Below are 543 nucleotides of genomic sequence, written 5' to 3' on the forward strand. Positions count from 1 at the left end.
GGTGCGGGCGTCGCCGCCGGCTCCACCGTCGCCGCCGTTGGCGCCGACACCGGCGGCACCGCCCTGACCACCCTTCCCGCCCGTGGCGGGACCGCTGACACCAGAAGTGGCCTCGCCGCCATTTCCCCCGGTACCGCCGTTCTCGCCGGGTTGACCCGGCTCGCCGGTCTCGCCGGGGCCGCCGGTCTGTCTGTCCAGGCCGGAAGCATCGCCGCCGTCGATGCCGCTGTCGGCTGTACCAGTTGGGGTGGGGTTGGTGCCGTCTGCTCCGGCCAGGCCGGTGCCACCTCGCCCTCCGCTGCCGCCGTCGCCGAACAATACGGCGTTGCCACCGTTCCCGCCCCGGCCGGGATTGCCGCCGTTGATGCCCGTCGAAGCAGCCCCACCGTGCCCGCCGGCGCCGCCGTTGCCCCATAACAGCCCGCCTGCACCGCCGGAACCGCCGGCCCCTCCGGCTCCGCCATTGCCTCCGGCACCACCGTTGCCGAGCAACCCTGCGTTGCCGCCGGCGCCACCGCCTTGACCGGGCGCACCCGACCCGCC

At 75.7% G+C, this 543-nt stretch carries 1 pseudogene; it reads right to left on the reverse strand.

Annotation, left to right across the window (positions count from 1 at the left end):
• Positions 1–543: pseudogene (locus F0Q45_RS29820) on the reverse strand (PE family protein); the annotation flags it as partial.

Origin of the sequence: Mycobacterium simiae (assembly GCF_008370645.1) — a bacterium.
Classification (GTDB): Bacteria; Actinomycetota; Actinomycetes; order Mycobacteriales; family Mycobacteriaceae; genus Mycobacterium; species Mycobacterium simiae_A.